The organism is Actinosynnema sp. NPDC023587, assembly GCF_040640215.1.
GTDB lineage: Bacteria > Actinomycetota > Actinomycetes > Mycobacteriales > Pseudonocardiaceae > Actinosynnema.
This window is the reverse complement of record NZ_JBFABG010000003.1, coordinates 350,160-369,222: the sequence shown is the minus strand read 5'-3', so window position 1 is coordinate 369,222 and position 19,063 is coordinate 350,160. Positions and strand designations below refer to the sequence as shown.

Below are 19,063 nucleotides of genomic sequence, written 5' to 3'. Positions count from 1 at the left end.
TTCCTGCCCGGTTCGGGGTGTCGGGGGCACGCTTGTCCTCCCACACAGGTGGGTAGGCCAGGTACCGTCGAGGGGAACGGGCGGACCCCGCAGCCGGCGGGCGGAAGCCGACAAAGCAGTCAGGCGCACCACACCAGGTCGTGCGCCGGAGGGGACAGAGGTCAGCGGTCATGGCGCGTATCGGTGACGGCGGCGACCTGCTGAAGTGCTCTTTCTGCGGGAAGAGCCAGAAGCAGGTGAAAAAACTCATCGCCGGTCCCGGTGTCTACATCTGCGATGAGTGCATCGACCTCTGCAACGAGATCATCGAGGAAGAGCTCGCGGAGGCAGGCGACGTCAAGCTCGACGAGCTGCCCAAGCCCGCCGAGATCCACGAGTTCCTCGACCAGTACGTGATCGGCCAGAACGAGGCCAAGCGCACGCTCTCGGTGGCGGTCTACAACCACTACAAGCGCATCCAGGCGGGCGACCGCGGGCGCGAGGGGCGCGACGACGGCGTGGAACTCGCCAAGTCGAACATCCTCATGCTCGGCCCCACCGGGTGCGGCAAGACCTACCTGGCCCAGACCCTGGCGAAGATGCTGAACGTGCCGTTCGCCATCGCGGACGCCACGGCGCTGACCGAGGCGGGCTACGTGGGCGAGGATGTGGAGAACATCCTGCTCAAGCTGATCCAGGCCGCTGATTACGACGTCAAGCGCGCCGAGACCGGCATCATCTACATCGACGAGGTCGACAAGATCGCTCGAAAGAGTGAAAACCCGTCGATCACCCGGGACGTCTCCGGCGAGGGCGTTCAGCAAGCCCTGCTGAAGATCCTGGAGGGCACCACGGCCTCCGTGCCGCCGCAGGGCGGGCGCAAGCACCCCCACCAGGAGTTCATCCAGATCGACACGACGAACGTGCTGTTCATCGTGGCCGGTGCGTTCGCGGGCCTGGAGAAGATCATCCAGGACCGGGTCGGCAAGCGCGGTCTGGGCTTCGGTGCCGAGGTCCGCACCAAGGCCGAGGTGGACGCGGCGGACTACTACGCCGACTCGATGCCCGAGGACTTGATCAAGTTCGGTCTGATCCCCGAGTTCATCGGGCGTCTGCCGATGGTGGCCAGCGTCACCAACCTCGACAAGGAATCGCTCGTCCGCATCCTCACCGAGCCGAAGAACGCGCTGGTCAAGCAGTACCAGAAGCTGTTCGAGATGGACGGCGTCGAACTGGAGTTCACCAAGACCGCGATGGAGGCCGTGGCCGACCAGGCGATCCTGCGGGGCACCGGCGCGCGCGGCCTGCGGGCGATCATGGAAGAGGTCCTGCTGCCGGTGATGTACGACATCCCCAGCCGCACGGACGTCGCCAAGGTCGTCATCACCGAGCAGACGGTCAAGGAGAACGTGAACCCGACGATCGTCGCGCGGCAGCCGTCCCGACGGGAGCGGCGCGAGAAGTCGGCGTGAGCCTTCCCCACACGCTGATCCTGCACGGCCTGGGCGGTTCCGGGCCGACGCACTGGCAGAACTGGCTGGCAGGCGAGCTCGCCCACCGCGGTGGGCAGGTGGACCTGCCGCAGTTCACCCTGCCGGATGCGCCGCGCCTGCCCGTGTGGCTCGCCGAGCTGCGCGAACACCTCGCCACCGCGCCCACCTCGGGCGAGCGGGTGGTGGTCGCGCACTCGCTGGCGTGCCTGCTGTGGCTGCACCACGCGGCCGGCGGGGTCGACCCGGCGCTGCGGGTCGACCGGGTGCTCCTGGTCGCCCCGCCGAGCCCGCACCACGCCGGTGAACCGCTGATCTCCGAGTTCCTGTCCGCGCCGCTGGACCCCACCGCGGTGCGCCGGGCCGCCGTGAGCACCCGCCTGGTGGTGGGGGAGGGCGACCCGTACTGCACGCTGGAGCAGGGCAAGGAGCTGGCCGAGGCGCTGCGGGTGGAGGTCGACGTCATCGTCGGCGGCGCGCACCTCAACGTCGAATCGGACTACGGCCCGTGGAGCGCGGTCCTGAAGTGGGTCCGCAGCGACCGCACACCGCTCACGCCGCGCTGAGGGTCACCCGGTCGGCTTCGCCGTGACGCGCTTGCCCAGGAAGCGGATCACATCCGGCACGATCTTGCGGTAGAACACGTCGTCGTGACCACCGGGCGTCACCGAGGCCACCGCCGGCTTCGCGGCGGCGATGAACTCGCGGGTCCCCTGGATGAACCGGTCGTGGTCGCCCACCCACACGCCGACCGGGGTCGGGCCGAGGTCGTCCACGTGCTTGAGCGGGTCCACGGACGCCCACTCCTCCTGGTTCGCGAACACCCGCCGCTTGGCCATGTCCGGCCAGTTCAGCAGCAGCCCGGGGGAGACCGCCGCCACGGCCTTGAGCGGGTCGCGGCGCTCCGCGCGCCGACGCGCGTAGACCAGGGCCCCGAAGCCGCCCATGGACACCCCGGTGCACGCGACCACCGGCCCGTAGGAGCGTTCGGCGAGCCACCGGGGCACTTCTTCGAGCAGCATCGCCATCGGGTCGTCACCGGGCGAGTTCTCGTGCCAGTAGTTGTCGCCGCCGTCCACCGCGACGAACCCGTAGGGCGGCACGGACCGCCGGCCCACGGCCGCGACCAGCGCTTCGGACATGCCGCCGACGGCCGCGTACCGGGCGCTGCCGTGCAGGCCGTGCAGCAGGACGGACATCGGCACGGTGCCGGTGGGCAGGCCGGGCGGCAGGATCGTCAACAGGTCGACCTCGCGGCGGCGGTACCGGGAGTAGACCCGGTCCACGCGCACCACGGGCCTCTTGCCGGCGGGCACCGGTCCGGCGACGCCGAGCACGTGCCGCAGCGCCTCACCGCCCGGGGCGTTCCCGTTCAGGGCCGCCGCCACCCCCGTCACGGCCAGCCCGGTCGCGCCGAGCGCGCCGAGCACCGTCCTCCTGCTGACCATGTCCCCCTCCTGCGATCCCCCCGGTTCCATCGCCCGGGACGCCCCCGGTGTTTCGCGCCTGGACCACCGGCCGCGCCCGGCGTGCGGCTGTCCGCTCCGGCGGTCGGCGGAACGGCGGGTGGTCGGACAGCTCGGCGCTGCCCCGGGTGCCGCCCGGCCAGTGAAGTCGAGGTCGGCCCGCTGCTCTCAAGCGGTGACCCGCTCCGCGCCCGAGTAGACGTTCATCGAGTCGCCGCGCAGGAAGCCGACCAGCGTCACGCCCTGCTCCTCGGCCAGCTCGGCGGCCAGCGAGGACGGCGCGGACACCGCCGCGAGCACCGGCACGCCGGCCATCGCGGCCTTCTGCACCAGCTCGAACGACGCCCGCCCGGACACCATCAGCACCGCGCCGGCCAGCGGCACCCGGTCCTGGAGCACCGCCCAGCCGAGCACCTTGTCCACCGCGTTGTGCCGGCCGACGTCCTCGCGCACCACCAGAGCTTCACCCGATGAGGTGAAAAGTCCGGCGGCGTGCAGACCGCCCGTCGACGCGAACACCTTCTGCTTCGCGCGCAGGGCGTCGGGCAGCGCGGACAGCACGTCGACGTCGACCCGGACCGCGTCGGCGGCGGGGGAGTAGCGGGTCTTGAGCTTCACCGCGTCCAAAGCCGCCTTGCCGCACACCCCGCAGGACGACGTGGTGTAGAAGTTCCGCTCCACGCCGACCTCCGGCGGCGGCACGTGGCCGGCCAGCGCGACGTCGAGCACGTTGTAGGTGTTCAGCCCGTCCGGGCCGGTGCCCTCGCAGAACCGGGCCACCGACACGTCGGCGAGCCCGCCGATCACGCCCTCGCTGAGCAGGAAGCCGTGGGCGAGCTCCACGTCGTGGCCGGGTGTGCGCATGGTCACGGCCAGCGCCTTGCCGCCGACGCGCAGCTCCAACGGCTCCTCGGCGGCCAGCGCGTCGACCCGCGTCCGACGCGTTCGTCGCGAATACGTCACCACTGGGCGACGGACGGTGACTCGCCCCATCGTGGAACTCCTTCTCGACGCGGAATCTCCTGGTCGTTCGCCCTCCAGGTTACGGAGGCGCGGGCCGGCGGGGTCGGGGGTCGCGGGTTCGCTCGACCGCACGGGGACCGCCGCCCGGCCGGGACGACCGGGGAGCACCGGATCGCGTCGACCGGTCGTCCACGTCGGACCCGTTGGCGCGCAAGGACATCGATCGGGAGTCGCGGCACTGCTCACGGGATAGTGTCGGAGGGTGGATTCCTATGACGTGGTGGTGGTCGGCGGCGGGCACAACGCCCTGGTCGCCGCGGCCTACCTGGCGCGCGCCGGGCGCTCGGTGCTGGTGCTGGAGAAGCTCGACCACGTCGGCGGCGCGGCGGTGAGCGAGCGGGCGTTCCCCGGTGTCGACGCCCGGCTGTCCCGCTACTCCTACCTCGTCAGCCTCCTGCCGGACCGGATCGTGGCGGACCTCGGGCTGACCGCGTCGCTGACCTCGCGCGCCGCGTCGTCCTACACCCCGGCGGGGAACCTGCTGGTCGAGCGCACACCCGGCGAGGCGACGGCGGCGTCGTTCCGCGCGCTGACCGGGTCCGACACCGAGTTCGAGCGGTGGCGGCGCTGGTACGCCGACCTGGAGGCGCTCGCCGCGGCGCTCGCGCCGACCCTGCTGGAACCGCTGGTGTCCCGCGAGCACGCCCGGATCAGGGTGGACGCGGTGGCCCGGATGCGCCTGTGGGAGCAGGTTTTCGAGCGCCCGCTGGGCGTGACGCTCGAAGAGCTGTTCGCCGACGACGTCGTGCGCGGCGTGGTCGCGACGGACGGCCTGATCGGCACGCACACCTCGCTGCACGACCTGGCCGCCAACCGGTGCTTCCTCTACCACGTGATCGGCAACGGCACGGGGGAGTGGAAGGTGCCGGTCGGCGGGATGGGCACGGTGACCGCCGAGCTGGTGCGGGCGGCCCGGGAGGCGGGCGCGGAGATCGTGACCGGGGCCGAGGTGTCCAGGGTGGACGCCGACGGCAGGACCGCCGAGGTCGAGTACGACGGGCGCGTCGTGGGCGCGCGGTTCGTGCTGTCCGGTGTCGCGCCGCACGTGCTGGACGCGCTGCGCGGCAGGGAGGGCGCGCCGGTCGCCGAGGGGTGCCAGCTCAAGGTGAACATGGTGCTGGAACGGCTGCCGAAGGTGCGCGGCGGGATCGACCCGAAGCTGGCGTTCGCCGGCACGCTGCACCTGGACGAGTCCTACTCGCAACTGGAGACGGCCTACCGGGAGAGCGCGGCCGGGCAGGTGCCGACCGTGCTGCCCGCCGAGATGTACTGCCACACGCTGACCGACCCGTCGATCCTGTCCGCAGACCTGGTCGGACGCGGCTGGCACACGCTGACCCTGTTCGGCCTGCACACCCCGGCCGCGTTGTTCGAGGCGGACAACGACGGGCTGCGCGGGCGGCTGGTGGACCGGTACCTCCAGGCGTTGAACGCGCACCTGGAGGAGCCGGTCGAGGACTGCCTGGCGCGTGACGCCGAGGGCCGGCCGTGCCTGGAGGCCCGGTCGCCGCTGGACCTGGCGGCGGAACTCGGGCTGCCGCGCGGCAACATCTTCCACGGCGGGCTGGCGTGGCCGTTCGCGGAGGAGGAGGACGAGGTCGGGCGCTGGGGCGTGGAGACCGACGTGCGCAACCTGTTCGTGTGCGGGGCGGGCGCGCGGCGCGGCGGCGGGGTCAGCGGCATCGGCGGGCACAACGCCGCGATGGCCGTGCTGGAGCGCTAGAGCCGTTCGAACAGCGCGGTGACGGCCTTCTTCTCCTGCTCGAAGTTCGCGCCCGAGGTCACCAGGATCTCCACCGGGCCCTTGCGCGCGGACAGCGTGTTGGACACGACCTCGCCCGTGCCCAGCGTGCCGGTCCAGGCCTCGTCGAAGAAGCCGGGCAGGTCCGCGACCTTCCGGCCGGTGCCGAAGGCCGCTTTGCCGGCCGCGAACGTGGTGGCGTCCGACCCGGTGCGGAACCGGACCTCGGTGCTCGCGCCGCCGCCCTCGTACCGGCAGGTGACCAGCGGGCCGTCGACGACCTCGGTCGGGTGCTTGAGGTTGAGCTGGAGCGCCGCGCCGACGACGTCGGCCGGGGCCTTGGCGCAGTCGATGCCGTCGACCGCGGCCGACGTGGTGGTCGTGGTCGACGGGGCGGGTGCGGCGGACGACGGCGCGCTCTGCGGCGTGGAGGTGCAGGCGGTGAGCGCGGCGAGCCCCAGCACGGCCGCGACCGCGTTCCTGATGACCACAGATCCTCCAGTCCGTCGCCCGGGGTTCGTCCGGACGCCGCCGACGTTACCCGAGGGTCGTTCCGGGGAACCTCGCTCGAGGTCCCCCCGGCTCCTCCTGGCGGCGCACCGCCGCCCGACGAGGGGCCGGACGGCGGTCCCGGCGTCAGTCGACGAGCCGCTCCAGCCGGACCACGATCGACTTGGAGGTGGGCGTCCCGGACTCCACTGCGGTGGAGTCCAGCGGCACCAACGAGTTCGCCTCCGGGAAGTACGCCGCCGCACACCCCTTCGCGGTCGGGTAGGACACCACCCGGAACCGCTCGGCCCGGCGCTCGACCACGCCCGTCGGGTCCTCCGGCCACTCGCTGACCAGGTCCACGAAGTGCCCGTCCAGCAGGTCCAGCTCGTCCAGGTCGGCGGGGCTGACGAACACCACCCGCCGGCCGTCCTTCACCCCCCGGTAGCGGTCGTCGAGCCCGTAGATCGTGGTGTTGTACTGGTCGTGGCTGCGCATGGTCTGCAACAGCAGCCGGCCGACCGGCACCCGCAGCACGGTCAGCTCGTTGGCCGAGAAGTGCGCCTTGCCGGTGCGCGTCCCGGTGAACTCGCGGGCGTCGCGCGGCGCGTGCGGCAGCACGAACCCGTCCGGTCGGCGCACCCGCGCGTTGTAGTCGCCGCACCCCGGCACGACCCGCGAGATCCGGTCCCGGATCAGGTCGTAGTCCTTCTCGAAGTCCTCCCACGGCACCGGGTGGTCCGGGCCGAGCACGGCCCGCGCCAGCCGGCACACGATGGACACCTCGGACAGCAGCCGGTCGCTCGCCGGGTCGAGCCGGCCGCGCGACCGGTGCACCACCGACATCGAGTCCTCGACGGTGACGAACTGCTCGCCGCTGTGCTGGAGGTCGCTCTCGGTGCGGCCCAGCGTGGGCAGGATCAGCGCGGTCGTCCCGTGCACCACGTGCGACCGGTTGAGCTTGGTGGACACGTGCACCGTCAACGTGCACGACCGCAGCGCCCGTTCGGTGACCTCCGTGTCCGGCGTGGCGGACGCGAAGTTGCCGCCCACCGCGAAGAACACGCGGGCCTTGCGGTCGCGCATCGCGCGGATCGAGGCGACGGTGTCGAACCCGTGGTCGCGCGGCACGGTGATGCCGAATTCGGCCTCCAGCGCGGCCATGAACTCCTCCGGCATCTTCTCCCAGATGCCCATGGTCCGGTCGCCCTGCACGTTGGAGTGACCGCGCACCGGGCACAGGCCCGCGCCGGGCTTGCCGATCATGCCGCGCAGCAGCGCCACGTTCGCGATCTCGCGGATCGTCGGCACGGAGTGCTTGTGCTGGGTCAGGCCCATCGCCCAGCAGAAGATGGTGCGCTGCGAGTCGGCCAGCATCCGGGCCAGCAGCTCGACCTGCTCGCGCGGCAGGCCGGTGGCCGTGTCGACCGCGTCCCAGTCCAGGTCGCGCACGTGCTCGGCGTACTCGGCGAACCCGTTGGTGTAGCCGGCCACGAATGCGTCGTCCGCCGCGTCCCAGGACAGCAGCAGGTTGCCGACCGCCTGGAACAGCGCCTGGTCGCCGCCGAGCCGGATCTGGAGGAACTCGTCGGCGAGCTGGGTGCCCGCGCCGACCACGCCGCGCACGTTCTGCGGGTTCTTGAACCGCAGCAGGCCGGCTTCGGGCAGCGGGTTGACCGCGACGATCTTCGCGCCGGTCTTCTTGGCCTCCTCCAGCGCGGAGAGCATCCGGGGGTGGTTGGTGCCGGGGTTCTGGCCGACCACCACGATCAGGTCGGCGCGGGCGAAGTCGTCGATGCTCACCGAGCCCTTGCCGATGCCGGTGGTCTCGGACAGCGCCGCGCCGGAGGACTCGTGGCACATGTTGGAGCAGTCCGGCAGGTTGTTCGTGCCGAACGAGCGGACCAGGAGCTGGTAGAGGAACGCGGCCTCGTTGCTGGTCCGGCCGGAGGTGTAGAACACCGCCTCGTCCGGGTCGGCCAGGGCGTTGAGCTCGCCCGCGACCAGCGCGAACGCGTCGCTCCACGAGATCGGCTCGTAGTGCGCGGCACCCTCGCGCAGCACCACCGGGTCGGTGATCCGGCCCTGCTGGCCCAGCCAGTAGTCGGTCTTGCCGGCCAGCTCGGCGATCGGGTGCGCGGCGAAGAAGTCCGGTCCGACCCGGCGGCGGGTGGCCTCCTCGGCGACGGCCTTCGCGCCGTTCTCGCAGAACTCGGCCAGCTTGCGGTGCCCCTGCGGCTCGGGCCACGCGCAACCCGGGCAGTCGAACCCCTCGCGCTGGTTGAGCAGCCGCAGCGTGGACACGGTGCGCGCCACACCCATCTGCTCCACGCCGCGCTTGAGCGACACGGCGACGCCGGGAATCCCCGCCGCCCACCGCTTGGGCCCGGTCACGTCGAGCTGCGACTCGTCGATGTCGTGCTGGGGTGGCTTGCTCATGGCGACCATTGTGCGCTGGTACGCCCCGTGCGAGCGCGCCGGCGGTACCGCGATCTACCGTCCGCGACGGGGCGACGCCGGACCGCTGTCACGGCCCCAGGGGGTGGGGAACGGTCCGGGAATCCGGTGCCGGGCCCTGCGGCGACCGTGACCGCGCTGAATTGTGAGCGGCACCACTCTCACCGTGAACCATCCGATCGGGTGACCCCCCGATTCGCCGCCTCGCACGCGATCGAGTAGTCGTGGCCGTCCGTGATCGGCGGACGTTGGCCGGGAGTCTGTACGGTCGGCACGCGTCTTTCACCCCGCCACGCTCGGCGACGTCGCGCGACAGCCGGATGGCAGCCGGACGCGGCCCACCCGGGCGGTACCAGGTATCTGATTCGAAGTCGATACCCCCGCGTCCGTAGACTTCCCACGTGACTGAATCGCCCACCGCACCGCAGCGCTCCGAACTCCCGCCGGCCTGGAACCCGGCCGAGGTAGAAGCCGGGCTGTACCAGCGGTGGGTGGAGCGCGGCTACTTCACGGCCGACGCGAACAGCGACAAGCCGCCGTTCTCCATCGTGCTGCCCCCGCCGAACGTCAACGGCAGCCTGCACATGGGCCACGCCCTCAACCACAGCGTCATGGACGCCCTCACCCGCCGCCGGCGGATGCAGGGCTACGAGGTGCTGTGGCTGCCCGGCACGGACCACGCGGGCATCGCCACCCAGACGGCGGTCGAGCGCGCGCTGGCGTCCGAGGGCCTGTCCCGGCACGACCTGGGCCGCGACAAGTTCGTCGAGCGGGTCTGGCAGTGGCGCGAGGAGGTCGGCGGCCGGATCCTCGGCCAGATGCGCCGCCTCGGCGACGGCGTGGACTGGGACCGGGTCCGGTTCACCATGGACGAGGGCCTGTCCCAGTCCGTCCAGACGATCTTCAAGAGGCTGTTCGACGACGGGCTGATCTACCGCGCCGAGCGCATCATCAACTGGTGCCCGCGCTGCCAGACGGCGCTGTCGGACATCGAGGTCGACCACTCCGACGACGACGGCGAGCTGGTCTCCATCCGCTACGGCTCCGGCGACCGCTCGATCGTCGTCGCGACCACCCGCGCGGAGACCATGCTGGGCGACACGGCGGTGGCCGTGCACCCGGAGGACGAGCGCTACCGCCACCTCATCGGCACCGAGGTCGAGGTCCCGCTGACCGGCCGGTACGTGCCGGTCGTGGCGGACGAGCACGTCGACCCGAAGTTCGGCACCGGCGCGGTCAAGGTGACCCCGGCGCACGACCCGAACGACTTCGAGATCGGCCGCCGCCACGAGCTGCCCACGCTGACCGTGATGGACGGGCGCGGCGTGATCACGGTGCACGGCCCGTTCGAGGGCCTGGACCGGTTCGAGGCGCGCCCGGCGGTGGTCGCGGCACTGCGCGAGCAGGGCCGGATCGTCGCTGAGAAGCGCCCGTACCAGCACTCCGTCGGCCACTGCTCGCGGTGCGACACGGTGATCGAGCCGCGCCTGTCGCTCCAGTGGTGGGTCAAGGTCGAGCCGCTGGCCCGCGAGGCCGCCGCCGCCGTGCGCGACGGCCGGACCCGGATCCACCCGCCGGAGCTGGCCAAGCGCTACTTCGACTGGGTCGACAACCTCAACGACTGGTGCATCTCGCGCCAGCTCTGGTGGGGCCACCGCATCCCGGTCTGGTACGGCCCCGACGACGAGGTGGTGTGCGTCGGCCCGGACGACGAGCCGCCCGGCGAGGGCTGGACCCAGGACGAGGACGTGCTCGACACGTGGTTCTCCTCGGGCCTGTGGCCGTTCTCCACGCTCGGCTGGCCCGCTCAGACCAGCGACCTGGCGAAGTTCTACCCGACCAGCGTGCTGTCCACCGGCTACGACATCCTGTTCTTCTGGGTCGTCCGGATGATGATGTTCGGCCTGTACGCGATGGACGGCAAGCAGCCGTTCGACCACGTGTACCTGCACGGCCTGATCCGCGACCAGCACGGCAAGAAGATGTCGAAGTCGCGCGGCAACGGCATCGACCCGCTGGACTGGATGGACGCCTACGGCGCGGACGCCACCCGCTTCACGCTGCTGCGCGGCGCGAATCCCGGCTCCGACATGGCGATCGCCGAGGAGTGGGCCGCCGGGTCGCGCAACTTCACCACGAAGCTGTGGAACGCGACCAGGTTCGCGCTGGGCAACGGCGCGACCGCCGACCGCCCGGTGCCGCCGCGCGAGGAGCTCACCGACGCCGACCGCTGGATCCTGGACCTGCTGGACCAGTTGGTCGCGGACGTGGACGGGCAATTCGAGGCGTTCCAGTTCGGCAAGCTCGCCGAGGGGCTCTACCACTTCACCTGGGACGAGTTCTGCGACTGGTACCTGGAACTGGCCAAGGTGCAGATGGCGGAGGGCGGCGCGCGGGCCGAGGCGACCCAGGCCGTGCTCGGGCACGTGCTGGAGGTCGTGCTGCGGCTGCTGCACCCGCTCACGCCGTTCATCACCGAGACCCTGTGGACGACGTTGACCGGCGGTGAGTCGCTGGTGGTCGCGGAGTGGCCGAAGGCGCACGGCGGGGCGCGCGACGAGGTCGCCGCGACCCGGATCGAGGGCCTGAAGAAGCTGGTCACCGAGATCCGCCGGTTCCGCTCCGACCAGGGCCTCAAGCCCGCGCAGAAGGTCGCCGGCAAGGTGCGCGGCGCGTGCTGCGTCGACCTGGTCGACCAGGTGCCCGCGGTGCGCGCGCTGACCCGGATGACCGAGCCCGGCGACGAGTACACCGTGTCGGCGCAGATCGAAGTCGGCCTGCCCCGGGGCGCGGTGAAGGTCGAGCTCGACCTGTCCGGCGCGATCGACGTGGCGGCCGAGCGCAAGCGGCTGGCCAAGGACCTCGCGGTGGCCGAGAAGGAACGCGCCCAGTGCGAGGGCAAGCTGAACAACCCGGCGTTCACCGACAAGGCACCCGCCGAGGTGGTGGCGAAGATCCAGGCCCGGTTGACGGCGGCGAACGCCGACGTCGAGCGCATCCACGCCCGCCTCGACGCGCTGCCCCAGTCGTGAGCGCCCCCGAGTCGCTGGAGGAGCTCCGCCAGGTCGAGGCGGAGCTCGACCAGCGCTGGCCGGAGACCAAGCTCGAACCGAGCGTGGACCGCATCCGGGCGCTGGCCGAGCTGATGGGCGACCCGCAGACCTCCTACCCGGTCCTGCACGTCACCGGCACCAACGGCAAGACGTCGACCTCGCGGATGATCGACGCCCTGCTGACCCGGGTCGGCCTGCGCACCGGCCGGTACACCAGCCCGCACCTCCAGTTGGTGACCGAGCGGATCAACGTGGACAACGCGCCGCTCAGCCCGGAGCGCTACGTCGAGGTGTACCGCGAGATCGAACCGCTGGTGTCCGTCGTGGACGGTCGCAACGAGATCCCGCTGAGCAAGTTCGAGGTGCTCACCGGCATGGCGTTCGCGGCGTTCGCGGACGCCCCGGTGGAGGCCGCCGTCGTCGAGGTCGGCCTGGGCGGCCGGTGGGACGCGACCAACATCGCCGACGGCAAGATCGCCGTGATCACGCCCGTGGGCATCGACCACGTCGAGTACCTGGGTCCGACGCTGGAGGGCATCGCCGAGGAGAAGGCCGGGATCATCAAGCCCGGCGCGGTGGCGCTGCTGGCCGAGCAGGACCCGGTGGTCGAGCGGGTGTTGCTGCGGCGGATCGCCGAGGTGGACGCCATGGTCGCCCGGCAGGGCTCCGAGTTCGGGGTGCTGCGGCGGGACGTGGCCGTCGGCGGGCAGATGCTGCGCCTCCAGGGCCTCGGCGGCGTGTACGAAGAAGTGTTCCTGCCGCTGCACGGCGCGCACCAGGCCGCGAACGCGGCGCTGGCGCTGGCCGCCGTGGAGGCGTTCTTCGGTGCCGGCGCGGACCGCCGGATCGACGTGGACGCGGTGCGCGAGGCGTTCGCCACCGTCTCGTCGCCCGGCCGGCTGGAGCGGGTGCGCTCCGCGCCGACCGTGCTGGTCGACGCCGCGCACAACCCGCACGGCGCGAAGGCGCTGGCGAAGGCGCTCGACGAGGAGTTCGGTTTCCGCAAGCTGGTCGCGGTCGTCGGCGTGATGGACGACAAGGACGCCGTGGGCATCCTCAGCGAGCTCGAACCGGTGGTGCACGACGTCGTGCTCACCGCGAACTCGTCACCGCGCGCCATGGACCCGGACCTGCTCGCGGGCGTGGCGATCCCGATCTTCGGCGAGGACCGGATGTACGTGCAGCCGCACCTGGTCGACGCGCTGGAGGAAGCGGTGCGGCTGGCCGAGGAGGACGACGGCGGCGACGTGATGTCGGGCGGCGGCGTGATCGTGACGGGTTCCGTGGTGACCGCCGGCGAGGCCCGCGCCCTGTTCGGCAAGGAGCCCTCATGACGACACCGGCGAGCGTGCCCGCGCCCAAGAAAAACCCGATGAAGTCGTTCCGCGCCATCATGGCCGGGACGCTCATCCTGGAAGTGATCGTGGTCGCCCTGGCGCTGCCCGTGGTCGTGAAGCTCGGCGGCGGCATCGGCACGGGCACCGGCTACCTGGTGCTGGGCCTGATCGCGGCGCTGATCGGGACGTGCGCGCTGCTCAAGCGGTCGTGGGTGGTGTGGGTGATCGCGGTCCTGCACGCGGTGATGATCGTGTCGTGGGTGCTGTTGACCGCGCTCGGCGTGATCGGCGTGCTGTTCACCCTGGTGTGGGGTTACCTGCTGTGGCTGCGCCGCGACGTGGCCAGGCGGATGGCCGAAGGACGCCTGCCCAGCCAGCAGCAGTCGGCGTAGCGCTCGGCCCTGCCCGCTGCCGGGCAGGATCTGGGCTCCCACCGCGACCCGTCGTCCACCGGTCGTTCCCGCAACTCTTGGCGGCTTGTCGGATCTGGATCGTCGTGGTTCTGTGGGTCCTCACCCGGTTTGAGCCGGGTGAGGGCTTGGAACCTCTTGCGACGAGGAGGTCACCCGTGCGCCGCCTGGGATTGGTCGCCCTGCTGCTCGGCGGGTTGGTGACGCCGCTCCCGCCCGCCGCCGCTGTTCCCTCTGCCCTTATTCCCTCTGCCCTTGTTCCCTCTGCCCCGGGTCCCGCCGGCCGGCTGGCGATCGGCGCGGTCACCGACCTCGCGCCCGGGGTTCGAGCCGGGGACCGGGCACTGGCCCGGAACGCGCTGCGCGGGGTCACCGGCGAGCGCTTCTACTTCGTGCTGCCCGACCGGTTCGCCAACGGCGATCCCGGCAACGACCACGGGCGCTCCGGCGGTACCGACCGCCTCACGACCGGCTTCGACCCGTCCGACCAGGGCTTTTACCACGGCGGCGACCTGAAGGGCCTGCACGGGAAGCTCGACTACCTCGACGGCATGGGGATCACCGCGATCTGGCTGACCCCGGTGTTCCGCAACCGCTGGGTGCAGGGCTCGGGCGCGGGCGCATCGGCCGGCTACCACGGCTACTGGACCACCGACTACACCGAGCTGGACCCGCACTTCGGCTCCACCCACGACATGCGCCGGCTGATCCGCGACGCGCACCGGCGGGGCATGAAGGTGTTCTTCGACATCGTCGCCAACCACACCGCCGACCTCATCGGCCATGCCGAGGGCCGGTACGACTACGTGTCCACGGACGCGGTGCCGTACCGGGACCCTTCCGGGAAGCCGGTCGACATCGCGGCCATCGCGGGCCGCGAGGACTTCCCGAAGCTCACCGCCCCCTACACGCCCGTCGTGCACGGCCGGAAGAAGCCGGCGTGGCTCGACGACCCGTCGCTCTACCACAACCGGGGAGACTCGACGTTCAGCGGCGAATCCGCCCAGTACGGCGACTTCCACGGTCTGGACGACCTGATGACCGAGCACCCGACCGTCGTCGCGGGCATGAAGCGGATCTTCACCGGCTGGATCGACGTGCTCGACATCGACGGCTACCGCGTCGACACGGTCAAGAACGTCAACGTCGAATTCTGGCAGGCGCTCGCCCCGCACGTGAAGAGGTACGCGGAACAGCGCGGCAGGAAGGACTTCTTCGTCTTCGGCGAGGTGTACGACGCCGACCCGGCCGTCACGTCCCACTACACCACGACCGGGAAGATGCAAGCGGCGCTCGACTTCCCGTTCCAGAGCGGCGCGGCGGCGTTCCTGTCCGGGCGAGGTTCGGCGCGACTGGGCGAAGTGCTGGTGGACGACGACCGGTACACCGACGCCGACTCGAACGCCGCCTCGCTGCCCACGTTCCTGGGCAACCACGACATGGGTCGCCTGGCCCGGGAAGTGCGGCAGAACCGGCCCGGCATCACCGAAACCGAGCTGCTGGACCGGCTGGAGCTCGGCAACGCCCTGATGTACCTGTGGCGCGGCAACCCCGTCGTGTACTACGGCGACGAGCAGGGTTTCGCCGGCAGCGGCGGCGACAGGGCCGCACGGCAGGACCTGTTCGCGTCCGCCACCCCGGAGTACCGGGCCGAGGACCTGGTGGGCAGCGACCGGACCGGTGCGGTGGACAACTACGCCACCGACCACCCGCTGTACCGGCAGTTGCGCGACTTGGCCGCGTTCGTCGACTCGGACCCGGTGTGGCGCGACGGGAACCAGACCCTGCGCCTGTCGTCGGGTGACGTGGTCGCGTTCAGCCGGGTCGACACCGCCCGTCAGGTCGAGCACCTCGTGGCGGCGAACGCGGGCACGTCACCGGCGACGGTCGACGTGCCGGTGGGCAGCGCCGCGCTACGCCCGATCCGGCCCCGTGCGGGAGCCGAGGTGTCGGCGGTCGACGGCGAGGTCCGGGTGACCGTGCCGCCGCTGTCGGCGTTGGTGCTCAGGGGAACGAGCCGGCTACCCGCCATCACCCCGGCACCGTTGTCGGTCGTGCCTCCTGTGGGCACGGTGCTGGAGGACCGGGTCGAACTGCGGGCGGACGGGATCACGTCGCCGTTCGCGCAGGTCACGTTCGCCGCGCGGGTCGACGGCACGGGCTGGACCGTGCTGGGCACCGACGACACCGCGCCCTACCGGATCTTCGCCGATCTCCGGGCGCTGCCAGGTGCGGCGGCGGGCGAGAACGTCGAGATCCGCGTGGTGGCCGAGGATTCTGCCGGTGCTCTGGGGGCGGACGGCGTCACCGTGACCCTGAGGGCCGCCCCGCCCCGGAAGGCCCCGTCCCACGACGCCACGACTCAGTGATCGGCCAGTTCGACACGGGACAGCACTTCGTCGTCCCGGAGAATCCGGAATTCCCGGTCCTCGGCCACCAGCACCTTCAAGAACCCGGGACTGGTCTCCGCCACATATCCCTCGAACGTGCCGGCCTTCGTCTCGATCCGCTCCAGCGGAACCCAGGGCGTGGCCACGACCGCCGCCACCACCAACCCGGCCACCACCACGATCCCCCGGATGCGCTTGAGCACGAACCGGGCCGGTCCGGGTTCGTTGCTCCTGCGCCGGTACGCCAACCAGGACACCACCAGCGCCAACACCACCGCCAGCACCGGCACCCACCACCGGTGGTAGCTGCGCACGTAAGCCACCAGGAACGCCACCAGCACCGTCACGACCAGCGGTGCGGCGCGCGATGTGGTGGCGGCGGCGTAGAACGACGCCAAGGGCACGCTCAACACCAACAACACCGTGCTGATCCGCTCGTCCGCCATGAACGTGCCGAGGAACAACCCCGGCGCGTCCTCCAAATCCAGCGTGTGCAGCAAAGCGAACGTGGTGTGCCAGTCGTATGAGGACACCGCCAGCAGTCGGAGCAGCACGAACAGCACGGCCGCGCCGGTGAGCCCGGGACCGCTGAGCTTGTGTCCCGCGTCGGATTTCTCGGTGGCCACACCCGGGACTATCGCACCTACCGCCATCCCTGACACCTGGGAAAGGCGCGTCGAGCACGCCGGTCATCCCGTCATATGATCAAGACGGGGTCAATCGAGAATATTCACCCTTGGCCACTGGTGCGGACAGCTCGCCCGACGGCGTGCGGATCTCATCCGATTGTGTTGCCTGGGTACCGATCGTGCATTTTTGCGGACTGAGAGACCTGACGAAGCTTCACGTGTTAACTCTTTCGGCCTATCAAGGTTTCACGTTGCCCTGTCGGACTGAAACAGTCACCATCGTCAGGTGTCCGACCCGCGCTGCCCGGTGTCCGGATCAATCCCGGACTTGATACCGTGTGCATGACACTCACAAGAAACCCCCATCGAACCCACCAAGAACCCGCGAGTCGAGGGTCTTCGGTGCGACGGGTGTCCGGGGTGGCCAGCACTCGGAGCGGGGACGAACAGCGGGTGCGGAGGGGGTGATGAGGCGAAGGCGAGAGGTGATCGGCGTGGTTCGACAAGCGCGAGAGGTCACACGATGATGATGCGATCGGTTTGTCCTCCGGTGCGTCCTCCGCGACGGATGAGGACCTCGTCGTCGTTCACGACGGTGGCCTCGTAGAGGACCCTGCCGTACCCGATCATCCTCCTGACCGCCTCGGTCATGGTGATGCCCTCGCGATCGACGATCATCTGCAATGTTTCCTCGGTGGCCGCGCTGATGTTGACGCTCAGCCGGGTGGGCTTGTCGGCGGGCTGCGGGACTTTGTCAGCGGGTTCGTCCTCGGCGGGTTTGTTCTTGCCGCCTCGTCGCTCGGCTCCACCTGCTGCACGGGTCGTCACGCGATCCTCCTCCTCCAGGCGGGCTGGTGACCTCGGGACCAGTGGTCCCGACGTTTCCATGATCAGTATGACATCCGGTCGGCAGGTCCCGGATAGATCTGCGTCCCTCATTCCACGTGATGTATGCGTGCTCTGTGTGGGTGCGAGTTGCTCCAAAAGTGGGATTCGCACGAGTAATGTGCGGTGATCGGTAGCGGCTAAGTCACATGTTGTTAGAGTGCCCTCGTCTCATCTCACATGGCCTGCCATGTGCATCAAGGAGAACGTGTGAACGGCTTACCTCCTCGCCAGTTTCGACGGGGTCGACGGCGTGCTCCGGCGGATCGGACGCCGGGACGGAGAACCGGTGGCAGCGGCAACTTCCCGCCGGCCGCGCCGGCTTGGCACATCCCGAAAACACCACCGGAAAAGGCGTCCGTGAGTCCTCGTGAGCTCGAAAGGCACCCAGACGACGCGGACCCGCCGCGCCCGGGTGACGATGGCCAGGCCGAACAGCCGTACCGGAGTCCGGGCCGCCACCGCCGGGAGATTCGCGAGGACGTCGATCCGGTGGACCGCCCCCTGGTGCGCCGCGAGGAGGACACCCGGCGACGACGGCTGACCACGGTGCTGATCGTCGCGTTGTTCACCACGCTCGGGGGCATCATCGCGATGGCGGTGCTCGGTATCGACGGAGGGCCGCTGAACGGGACCCTCAACGTCATCATCGCCTCCCTGATCAGCATCGCCGTGTGCCACAACAGCGCAAACCCGCCACGACGCCGCCGGTGAGGCGGTGGCGTGCGGAAGACGTCATCACCCCATTGGGCCACATCGATTCCCGACCCACCGGATCTTACAAGTCCGCCGCGTCCTCGTCCGGGTCACCAGTACGAACGTCCTCGATCCAGGTGGTGGCGGCGAAAATTTAACCACATGGGCTAGTTCGAACGGCCCAGGGTGCGTTTCATGCGGAATGCTCATATTTCACTGCGCCGAGCGATACGGGAACGGCTCGCTCAGCGGTGACCGCGCATATGCCATACCGGTTCGGCGGTCTGTCCACAAAGGCGGATTCAATCCGACGGGGAATCGCGGCACCGGAATGCCGATGTGGTCGCGAGACCGGTGCGATGTCAGCTCGCAGGCCGCACGTGACGAGGAACTTCCCGGTGGGCACGACCGGAGCCGTCACACCTCCGGCTACTCTTCACCCACTTGCATGATCCCGTACGAAGGAGTACTGACGGCCGTGAGCGAGCGCACCCTGGTCCTGGTCAAGCCCGACGGCGTCAGCCGCGGCCTGGTCGGCGAGGTCATCTCCCGCATCGAGCGCAAGGGCCTGTCCCTGGCCGCGCTCGAACTGCGCACCGTGGACCGCGCGACCGCCGAGCAGCACTACGCGGAACACGACGGCAAGCCGTTCTTCGGCGACCTGGTCGAGTTCATCACCGGCGGCCCGCTCGTGGCGCTGGTCGTGGAGGGCACGCGGGCGATCTCGGCGTTCCGCCAGTTGGCCGGCGGCACCGACCCGGTGGAGAAGGCCACGCCGGGCACCATCCGCGGCGACTTCGGCCTTGAGGTCCAGTTCAACCTGGTGCACGGCTCGGACTCGCCGGAGTCCGCCGAGCGCGAGATCAAGCTCTGGTTCCCCCACCTCTGAGCCACCTGTGCCGAACGGCCCGGACCGCCGAGGACCGGGCCGTCACGCCGGCACGCACCGACAGCCGCTCGTCCACGGCGGTCGGTGCGCGCCGGGGCGATCCCCACGCGACCACCCGGAATCGGCTCC

General features: G+C 70.6%; 15 protein-coding genes. 9 read left to right on the top strand and 6 right to left on the bottom strand.

The annotated features are described in order from the left end of the window. Positions 1 to 170: 170 nt before the first annotated feature. Together clpX and AB0G01_RS10520 are read left to right on the top strand one after the other, a co-directional pair. Positions 171 to 1,451 (top strand): ATP-dependent Clp protease ATP-binding subunit ClpX, encoded by a 1,281-nt coding sequence (gene clpX / locus AB0G01_RS10525; RefSeq protein ID WP_360942341.1) that lies wholly within the window; start codon positions 171 to 173, stop codon positions 1,449 to 1,451. After that, positions 1,448 to 2,035, top strand: coding sequence for an alpha/beta hydrolase (locus AB0G01_RS10520; RefSeq protein WP_360942338.1), 588 nt, complete (start codon positions 1,448 to 1,450; stop codon positions 2,033 to 2,035). Before clpX ends, AB0G01_RS10520 begins: the two co-directional genes overlap by 4 nt. Before the next feature lie 3 nt (positions 2,036 to 2,038). Here AB0G01_RS10520 and AB0G01_RS10515 read toward each other — a convergent pair whose 3' ends face one another. Further along, on the bottom strand, positions 2,039 to 2,917 hold the full coding sequence (locus AB0G01_RS10515; RefSeq protein ID WP_360942335.1) for an alpha/beta hydrolase-fold protein: 879 nt from the start codon (positions 2,915 to 2,917) through the stop codon (positions 2,039 to 2,041). Between the two features lie 186 nt (positions 2,918 to 3,103). Next, positions 3,104 to 3,928 (bottom strand): formate dehydrogenase accessory sulfurtransferase FdhD, encoded by an 825-nt coding sequence (gene fdhD, locus AB0G01_RS10510; protein WP_360942332.1) that lies wholly within the window; start codon positions 3,926 to 3,928, stop codon positions 3,104 to 3,106. A gap of 232 nt (positions 3,929 to 4,160) precedes the next feature. On the opposite strand from fdhD, the gene AB0G01_RS10505 reads away from it, so the two are divergent. Then, positions 4,161 to 5,681, top strand: a complete 1,521-nt coding sequence (locus AB0G01_RS10505) for an NAD(P)/FAD-dependent oxidoreductase (RefSeq protein WP_360942329.1) — start codon at positions 4,161 to 4,163, stop codon at positions 5,679 to 5,681. Here AB0G01_RS10505 and AB0G01_RS10500 read toward each other — a convergent pair. Then, positions 5,678 to 6,190: a hypothetical protein gene (locus AB0G01_RS10500; RefSeq protein WP_360942326.1), complete on the bottom strand. Its 513-nt coding sequence runs from the start codon at positions 6,188 to 6,190 to the stop codon at positions 5,678 to 5,680. The genes AB0G01_RS10505 and AB0G01_RS10500 overlap by 4 nt on opposite strands. Before the next feature lie 145 nt (positions 6,191 to 6,335). After that, positions 6,336 to 8,636 carry an FdhF/YdeP family oxidoreductase gene (locus AB0G01_RS10495; protein WP_360942323.1) on the bottom strand — a complete coding sequence of 767 codons (2,301 nt, stop codon included), beginning with the start codon at positions 8,634 to 8,636 and terminating at the stop codon, positions 6,336 to 6,338. Positions 8,637 to 9,046: 410 nt separating this feature from the next. Here AB0G01_RS10495 and AB0G01_RS10490 point away from each other — a divergent pair, with 410 nt between their 5' ends. From AB0G01_RS10490 to AB0G01_RS10475, 4 genes are all read left to right on the top strand, one after another. Further along, positions 9,047 to 11,677, top strand: a complete 2,631-nt coding sequence (locus AB0G01_RS10490) for a valine--tRNA ligase (protein ID WP_360942320.1) — start codon at positions 9,047 to 9,049, stop codon at positions 11,675 to 11,677. Continuing rightward, complete coding sequence (locus AB0G01_RS10485; RefSeq protein ID WP_360942317.1) at positions 11,674 to 13,032, top strand: folylpolyglutamate synthase/dihydrofolate synthase family protein; 1,359 nt, start codon at positions 11,674 to 11,676, stop codon at positions 13,030 to 13,032. The genes AB0G01_RS10490 and AB0G01_RS10485 overlap by 4 nt, the downstream gene beginning before the upstream one ends. After that, positions 13,029 to 13,427 carry a DUF4233 domain-containing protein gene (locus tag AB0G01_RS10480; RefSeq protein WP_360942314.1) on the top strand — a complete coding sequence of 133 codons (399 nt, stop codon included), beginning with the start codon at positions 13,029 to 13,031 and terminating at the stop codon, positions 13,425 to 13,427. The genes AB0G01_RS10485 and AB0G01_RS10480 overlap by 4 nt, the downstream gene beginning before the upstream one ends. A gap of 176 nt (positions 13,428 to 13,603) precedes the next feature. Further along, entirely contained in the window at positions 13,604 to 15,814 is a 2,211-nt protein-coding gene (locus AB0G01_RS10475) for an alpha-amylase family glycosyl hydrolase (RefSeq protein ID WP_360942311.1), read from the top strand. On the opposite strand, the gene AB0G01_RS10470 is transcribed toward AB0G01_RS10475, so the two are convergent. Both AB0G01_RS10470 and AB0G01_RS10465 read right to left on the bottom strand, forming a co-directional pair. Beyond that, positions 15,808 to 16,461, bottom strand: a complete 654-nt coding sequence (locus tag AB0G01_RS10470; RefSeq protein WP_360942307.1) for a hypothetical protein — start codon at positions 16,459 to 16,461, stop codon at positions 15,808 to 15,810. The genes AB0G01_RS10475 and AB0G01_RS10470 overlap by 7 nt on opposite strands. 519 nt (positions 16,462 to 16,980) lie before the next feature. Further along, the gene (locus AB0G01_RS10465) at positions 16,981 to 17,292 is read right to left on the bottom strand and encodes a hypothetical protein (RefSeq protein WP_360942304.1); all 312 of its coding nucleotides are present in this window, start codon (positions 17,290 to 17,292) and stop codon (positions 16,981 to 16,983) included. A gap of 549 nt (positions 17,293 to 17,841) precedes the next feature. Here AB0G01_RS10465 and AB0G01_RS10460 point away from each other — a divergent pair. Then, a complete protein-coding gene (locus AB0G01_RS10460) occupies positions 17,842 to 18,063 on the top strand; it encodes a hypothetical protein (RefSeq protein WP_360942301.1) in 222 nt (73 codons plus the stop codon). Positions 18,064 to 18,523: 460 nt separating this feature from the next. Beyond that, positions 18,524 to 18,934 (top strand): nucleoside-diphosphate kinase, encoded by a 411-nt coding sequence (gene ndk / locus AB0G01_RS10455; protein ID WP_360942298.1) that lies wholly within the window; start codon positions 18,524 to 18,526, stop codon positions 18,932 to 18,934. Positions 18,935 to 19,063 lie beyond the last annotated feature (129 nt).